Genomic DNA, 7,365 nt, shown 5'->3' on the forward strand with positions numbered 1-7,365 from the left:
TAAGTGGATTGATATTTTATAGGCGTACCAGTTCGGTGACGCTCTCGAGGTGGTAGGTCTGGGGGAACATGTCCACCGGTTGAGAGCGGGTCACCTGGTACCCATTGTTGCAAAGTGAAGCGAGATCGCGGGCCAGCGTGGCCGGATCGCACGATACATAGATGATCTTTTGCGGCGCCAGGCCGGTCAGTTCGGCAGCCGCTTCGGCGCCTCCCCGCGGTGGATCGAGCACCACCAGGTCGAAGCACTCCTTGCGCTTTACCAGCCGCCTGACGGCCTGGGCCGCGTCGCCAACCTGGAAATCAACGTTTTCGATGCCGTTCGCCTCTGCGTTGGCGGTCGCGTCGACGATGGACGGCCCGTACCCCTCGATGCCGAGCACCCGGGCCGCGCTCTGCGCCAGCGGCAGCGAAATATTGCCGTTGCCGCAGTAAAGGTCGAGCACCCGCTCCTGTCCGGTCAGCCCGGCCCACGCGCATGCAGTACTTATAAGTGCCAGGTTCTGCCGGTAGTTGACCTGTGAAAAACCGCCCCGCCCGAAACGAAGCCGCAGTTCCTTGGACCCGGGAGTGATCCCGGCGGGGACCCGGTAGGTCAGCGCTTCGATGCCGAAGGCCCGCTCCAGTTCCCCCTTGCGCCCGGCCGACACGAAGGCACCGCCAACAGAGGGGAGTTGAGACCGGTCCCGGGCCAGGCGCTCGACCAGGGCGCTGCCCCCTCCCCTACTGTGCACGATGGCGATCCCCTCACCGTTGTCGCCGATGGAGAGGTCGATCTGGTGTATCCATTCGAGCTGAGGCAACGTCGGCAGCAGTTCGCGGAATTCCGCCGCCATGCGGTTCAACTGGGAGTGGGCCAGCGGACAGCCGGCGCCGAAGTCGACGACGTCATGGGAACCGGTGCGGAAAAAGCCAAGTTGCACCCGGCCTGCACGCTCCGTGACCTTCACCTGCACCCGCGAGCGATAGCCAAAGTCGGCGGGTGACGCCAGGACCGGCAGCACCTTGTCCCTGGGCACCTTGCCGATGCGCGCCAGGGTGTCCGCGAAAATGGCGCCCTTTTGCTGCACCTGCTCCGGATAGGGCAGGAACTGCCAGTCGCAGCCACCGCACTGGCCAAAGACCGGGCAGGTAGGGGGGACGCGCAGCGGGGATGACTCGACCAGTTCTAGCAGTTCCCCTTCGATAAAGGAGCGCTTGTCCTTCACCACCTTGATCCGGGCACGGTCACCGGGAGCGGTGAACGGGACGAAACACGCCTTGCCGTCCATCCTGCCAAAACCGGCACCGCCGTAACAAAGACTCTCGATAGCGACGACCGGATCAGCCATTGATACCGCGCGGCACGAAGCCGGTCCTGCGCCCACTGGCGCGGCTCAGTTCGGACTGAACCAGTTTCCTGGGAAAGGTCGGTGTATTGAAGTAACCAAGGGAATGGGCGGCGAAGTCGGCAATGACCCGCTCCACGGTCTGATCGATGGCGAGTGTGGGCACCCCCTGGTGCTCGATCTCTTTCTTGTAAACCACGCTGGCGCCAAGCAGTTTGCAGGCGGCCTGGTGGGAATCGTCGTCGGGGAAGAGATCAGGCGTGAGCGGAACTTCGCAGCATATCTGTATGCGGACCTGGTGGTAATCGCCGAAGTAGCGGCGCGTGGCATCGAAGAAGCGAACGGTGAGCCCGTTGGACAGCGGGATCTCCCTGATCAGTTTTTGCATGTAAAGTCGGTGCTCCTTGGAAAATTCTGGTCCTTTTTTTAGCATGTTATGGGAGTTCTGTAAATAGCGATGATATCGAAGGGAAAAAGGTAGTAGCGGTGAAATGCAGCTTGCTTTTTGCAGGAAAAATTTGTAGACTCACAGATTGTTAAAAGATGCCACAAACTCTCAGGAGCAAAAATGAGCAAGGAAGAAGCAATTGAAGTAGAAGGGACGGTCATCGAGCCGCTTCCCAACGCGATGTTCAAGGTGAAGCTGGAAAACGACCACATGGTGCTGGCGCACATCTCCGGCAAGATGAGGAAGTTTTTCATCAAGATCCTGCCTGGCGACAAGGTCACCGTGGAGCTCTCTCCCTACGACCTCAGCCGCGGCCGCATCACCTATCGCGCCAAATAATCCCTTCCCCGTACGTCACCGGCGTCTGTCCCTGCCACTCTCAGCATCGCTGCAAGGCACATACGGATAACATAGGACCCAATACCGGTTTAGCTGCGTGCCCCGCGCGCAGCACACTGAACCTTTATTCAATCTCACAGTAACAAGAGGAAGAACCAATGTACACTGCAGCCGATTTGAGAAAAGGCCTGAAGATCACCATCGACAACGAGCCTTACATCATCACCCACTTCGACTTCGCCAAGCCGGGCAAAGGGCAGGCTCTTTACCGCACCAAGATGAAGAACATGATCACCGGCTCCACCCTGGACCGCACCTACCGCTCCGGCGAGACCTTCGAGCCCGCCAGCCTGGAAGACCGCGTGATGCAGTACCTCTACAAGGAAGACGATCACTACTGCTTCATGGACAACACCACCTTCGAACAGATCCACATCAGCGAAGACGCCATGGGTGACGCCAAGAACTACCTGATCGACAACCTCCAGGTGGACGTGCTCCTGTTCAGGGAGAAGGCAATCGGCGTGGACGTGCCGAACTTCGTCAACCTGCGCGTTGTTCAGACCGACCCCTGGGTCAAGGGCGACACCTCCGGCAGCGATTCCAAGCCTGCAACCGTCGAAACCGGCTACGTCCTGCGCGTGCCGCCGTTCATCGAAGAAGGCGAGCTCATCACCATTGACACCCGTACCGGCGAGTACTCCACCAGGGTCAAGGGGTAGCCATGACGGGAAGTTGGCCACTGGCCAGGCGCTCACAGGCCCTGGCCCAGCGTGGCGCGATCTTCACCAGGATCAGGATGTTTTTCCAGGGAAAGGGGTATCTCGAAGTCGAGACCCCTTTTCGTATACCTGCTCCCGCCCCGGAGGCGCAGATCGACGCCATTCCCAGTGACGGCTGGTTCCTGCAGACCTCCCCTGAGCTGTGCATGAAGCGACTGCTGGCCGCCGGCTATTCCCGTATCTTCCAGATATGCCGCTGCTGGCGCGCCGGCGAACGCGGCACCCGCCACCTGAGCGAGTTCACCATGCTCGAGTGGTACCGCGCCCAGGCCGACTACCGCGTATTGATGGACGAGACCGAGGAACTGGTCCGGGCGGCAGCCGGCATCGACAGCATCACCTATCGCGGCGCCAAGATCGACCTCTCCCTTCCCTGGGAGCGGATCACCGTGCGCGACGCGTTCCTGCGCTACACCGGCACGAGCGCTGAAACGGCGCTGGCCGCTGGAACCTTCGACGAGCTCATGGTCGAACAAATTGAACCGCGACTCGGCATCGGCCGCCCCACCTTCATCTACGATTACCCTGCCAGTTGTTCCGCCCTGGCCCGCCTGAACGCCAAGGATCCTTCCGTGGCCGAGCGTTTCGAGCTCTACCTCGGTGGGCTGGAAATCGCCAACGCTTTTTCGGAGCTGATCGACCCGGTGGAGCAGCGCGCGCGCTTCGAGACGGAAGCCGCTGAACGGGCCAGCAACGGCAAACACGGCTATCCCATGCCCGAGAAGTTTCTCGCCGCCCTCGCCGATATGCCGGAAGCTGCGGGGATTGCGCTGGGCTTGGATCGACTGGTGATGGTACTGCTCGATGCCGACAGCATCGACGACGTAGTCGCATTTACGACCGAGGAGCTTTAGCTCTTCCTGCCCAGTTCCAACCGCTACGCATCTGCCGGCGCCCTCACCCTGCCTCTCTCCCGGAGGGCGAGGGAAACCAGTACACCCCTCCTTTGCATATTCGTCAACCACGTTGCCTGAATTGGTTGACAAGCACCTCTCGCGCGTGCTAAATCACCCGCTGGAGGATCTCATGGAAAAAATCATCGCTGAAATAGCAGAAAGAATCATCGCGGGCGGCTCCGTTACCCAGGAGGAGGCGGTACGCCTCTCGGACGCGCAGGGCTCCGAGCTCTACGACCTGTTCCGCGCCGCTAGCCGCGTCAAGGAACACTTCGTAGGCAACGAGGTGCACCTCTGCTCTATCATCAACGCCAAGTCCGGCCGCTGCGCCGAGAACTGCGCCTTCTGCGCTCAATCCGCAAATCACAGCACCGACGCGCCGGTGTACCCCCTGGTCCAGGAAGAGCAGATGGTCGAATGCGCCAAGACGGCCGAGACCAACGGCTCCGCCTGCTTCGGCATCATCACCAGCGGCACCACGGTCAAAGGCCAGGAACTGGAGCAGATCCTCGCCGCCCTGCGCCGTATCCGCAAGGAAACCACCATCCTCCCGTCCTGCTCGCTCGGCATCATCGACGAGGAGACCGCGTTGAAACTTAAGGAAGCGGGGATGGATACCTACCACCATAACCTTGAGACCGCAGAGAGCTTCTTCCCCAACATCTGCACCACCCACGAGTACCGGGAAGACGTGGAAACCGTCCGCGCGGTGAAGAAGGCAGGCGTCAAGGTCTGCTCCGGCGGCATCTTCGGCATGGGCGAGAGTGCGGCACAGCGTGTGGAGATGGCCTTCACGCTCAAGGAACTCGACGTCGACTCGGTGCCGATGAACTTCCTGAACCCGATCGAGGGGACCAGGCTCGAGGGTGCCCGCAACATCACCGCACAGGAGTGCCTGAAAACCATCGCTATCTATCGCCTCATCCTGCCCCAGAAACGGATCACCATCTGCGGCGGCCGCGAAAAGAACCTGCGCGACCTGCAATCATGGATCTTCTTCGCCGGCGCCAACGGCACCATGATCGGCAACTACCTCACCACCGCCGGGCGCAACGTCGACACCGACCTGACCATGTTCAGCGACCTCGGCCTCACCACGGTGATGTGCGCGCACTAGAGTAAATTCCGAAAGGACACAGATATGCCTGCCAAAAGCATCTTCATCACCGGTACCGACACCGGTGTGGGAAAAACGATTGCGTCTGCAACCATCGCCATGCTGCTGCGCCGGATGGGCCACAGCGTCGCCGTAATGAAGCCGGTAACCAGCGGCTGCATCGAACGCGACGGGGCCCTGGTCTCGGAAGACGCCGAACTGCTCGCCTTCGCCGCCGGCATCCCGGTGACGCAGGACGTCGCTCCCTACCTGCTCCGGGCGCCCCTGGCGCCTTCGGTTTCGGCCAGCCAGGACGGCGTGCGCATCAGCTTCGACGTCATCAAGGAGGCCTACCAGAGGCTTGCCGCGCAGTACGATTTCGTCATCGTTGAAGGGGCCGGCGGGTTGATGGTCCCCCTCGCGGGGGGGCTGCTGGTGGCCGACCTCGCCCTGCACCTGGGGCTTCCTATCGCCGTCGTTGCCCGTCCCAACCTGGGCACCATCAACCACACCCTGCTCACCACTTTCACGGCGCGTACGCTGGGGCTTAAGGTGAAAGGGGTCATCGTGAACCGCTACCCGGATACCCCGGACCAGGCTGAGTCCTACGCGCCGCACATGATCGATTCCCTGTCCGGCTCGCAACTCCTCGGGCTCTTCCCTGATCTCCAGGCCGAGAACGAGCGCGAATTGGTCACGAGCCTCGCCGACCGGCTGCTGCAGATGCCGGCCACCGGAATCATGCTCAGGGAGATGTTTGAATAACCAGCCGTTCGATGTTCTACGTTGACGGCACTACCTGACTGACAGAAACTTCATCGCGACTTGGACCACCGCTTGACGCCCCAGTGCGCGGCGGTGGCTCTTTTTTGGAGGACGATATGGTCGAACTGGATACCGAGACGCTGAGACGCTACGACAGCGAATACCTCTGGCACCCCTTCACCCAGATGAGCGAATGGGAAAACGCCGAGAACCTGATCATCACCAAGGGGGAAGGCTCCTACATCATCGACTCGGACGGGAACCGCTACCTGGACGGGGTGGCCGCCATATGGACCAACGTGCACGGCCACTGCCGCAAGGAAATCAACGAAGCGGTCAAGGAACAGGTAGACCGACTGGAACATTCCACCCTGCTCGGTCTTTCCAACGACCGCGCCGCGTTGCTGGCCAAGCGCCTGATCGACATCGCCCCTCCGGGACTTGCCAAGGTCTTCTACTCCGACAACGGCTCGACCGCCGTCGAGATCGCGGTCAAGATGGCCTTCCAGTACCAGCAGCAAACCGGCAACACGCAGAAGCAGAAGTTCATCCGCTTCGACAACGCCTACCACGGCGACACGGTCGGCTCCATGAGCGTGGGCGGCATCGCCATCTACCACGAGGTGTACGCCCCGCTGCTCTTCCCGACCATCAAGGCCCCCTCCCCTTACTGTTACCGCTGCGCCCTCTCCCCGGAGGGGGACTGCCACAGCTGCGGACTGTTGTGCCTCCAGGAACTGGAGCGGCTCATGCAGGAGCACGCGCACGAACTCGCGGGCCTGGTGATCGAACCGTCGGTGCAGGGAGCCGGCGGCATGATCGTACAGCCTCCGGGCTTCGTTAAGGGGGTGCGCGAACTCTGTGACCGCTACGACGTCCTCATGATCGCCGACGAGGTCGCGGTCGGTTTCGGTCGTACCGGTGCCATGTTTGCCTGCGGCAAGGAAGGGGTGACCCCGGACATCATGGCAATCTCCAAGGGGATCTCGGCCGGGTACCTGCCGCTCGCGGCGACCCTCACCACCCGCAAGGTCTACGACGCCTTCTGGGGCGCCTACAGTGAACTTAAGACCTTCTTCCACGGCCACACCTTCACCGGCAACCCGATCGCCTGCGCCGCCGCGCTGGCCAGCCTCGACCTTTTCGAGCAGGACCGCCTGCTGGAACAACTCCCCGATAAGATCGACTACCTCCAGGACCGCCTGCAGCGTCTCATGGAACTGCCCCACGTGGGCGACGTGCGCCAGGAAGGGATGATCGCCGGCATCGAGCTGGTGCGCGACCGCCACAGCCGTGAGCCGTACCACTGGGAAGAGCGCGTCGGGGTCAGGGTCTGCCTGGAAGCACGCAAGCACGGCCTCTTCATTCGCCCTCTAGGCAACGTGATCGTAGTGTTCCCTCCCCTTTCCATCTCGCTGGATGAGCTCGCCATCCTCATGGATGGCATAGAGACATCCATCCGCAGCGTCACCGAGTAAAGCTGCCATCGCACCGCACCTGCCGCAGAAAGATCTGGCATCCGGCAAATTCATCCAGTAATATAATGAACTTCGCCTCTGCCTCTCTCTCCCCCGTGGGAGAGGAGGCAGCGGTGATGGCGCACGAGCTAAGCAGCAGCCCCCCCCTCGCCCACCGGGGGGGGGGGGGGGGGGGGGGGGGGGCCCGGGGGGCCAACGGTACCGACAACAATACCACACCCCCCCAGCAAGGAC

8 protein-coding genes are annotated in these 7,365 nt (G+C 61.7%); 6 read left to right on the plus strand and 2 right to left on the minus strand.

From position 1 onward, the window contains the following. Positions 1–16: 16 nt before the first annotated feature. On the minus strand, positions 17–1,330 hold the full coding sequence (gene rlmD, locus K7R21_RS05980; protein ID WP_224982366.1) for a 23S rRNA (uracil(1939)-C(5))-methyltransferase RlmD: 1,314 nt from the start codon (positions 1,328–1,330) through the stop codon (positions 17–19). Continuing rightward, a complete protein-coding gene (locus tag K7R21_RS05985; protein WP_224982367.1) occupies positions 1,323–1,715 on the minus strand; it encodes a hypothetical protein in 393 nt (130 codons plus the stop codon). Before K7R21_RS05985 ends, rlmD begins: the two co-directional genes overlap by 8 nt. 180 nt (positions 1,716–1,895) lie before the next feature. Between K7R21_RS05985 and infA the strand changes: the two genes are divergently transcribed. The 6 genes from infA (at position 1,896) to bioA (ending at position 7,131) form a co-directional block, all read left to right on the plus strand. Beyond that, positions 1,896–2,114 (plus strand): translation initiation factor IF-1, encoded by a 219-nt coding sequence (infA, locus tag K7R21_RS05990; protein ID WP_012530490.1) that lies wholly within the window; start codon positions 1,896–1,898, stop codon positions 2,112–2,114. Positions 2,115–2,272: 158 nt separating this feature from the next. Next, positions 2,273–2,836 (plus strand): elongation factor P, encoded by a 564-nt coding sequence (efp, locus tag K7R21_RS05995; protein WP_199395415.1) that lies wholly within the window; start codon positions 2,273–2,275, stop codon positions 2,834–2,836. Positions 2,837–2,838: 2 nt separating this feature from the next. Next, positions 2,839–3,750 carry an EF-P lysine aminoacylase EpmA gene (epmA, locus tag K7R21_RS06000; RefSeq protein ID WP_224982368.1) on the plus strand — a complete coding sequence of 304 codons (912 nt, stop codon included), beginning with the start codon at positions 2,839–2,841 and terminating at the stop codon, positions 3,748–3,750. Between the two features lie 172 nt (positions 3,751–3,922). Next, entirely contained in the window at positions 3,923–4,909 is a 987-nt protein-coding gene (gene bioB / locus K7R21_RS06005; protein WP_224982369.1) for a biotin synthase BioB, read from the plus strand. Positions 4,910–4,933: 24 nt separating this feature from the next. Further along, positions 4,934–5,653 carry a dethiobiotin synthase gene (gene bioD / locus K7R21_RS06010; RefSeq protein ID WP_224982370.1) on the plus strand — a complete coding sequence of 240 codons (720 nt, stop codon included), beginning with the start codon at positions 4,934–4,936 and terminating at the stop codon, positions 5,651–5,653. 116 nt (positions 5,654–5,769) lie between these two features. Further along, positions 5,770–7,131 (plus strand): adenosylmethionine--8-amino-7-oxononanoate transaminase, encoded by a 1,362-nt coding sequence (gene bioA / locus K7R21_RS06015; protein WP_224982371.1) that lies wholly within the window; start codon positions 5,770–5,772, stop codon positions 7,129–7,131. Positions 7,132–7,365: the final 234 nt, after the last annotated feature.

This window comes from Geomonas agri (assembly GCF_020179605.1).
Taxonomy (GTDB): domain Bacteria; phylum Desulfobacterota; class Desulfuromonadia; order Geobacterales; family Geobacteraceae; genus Geomonas; species Geomonas agri.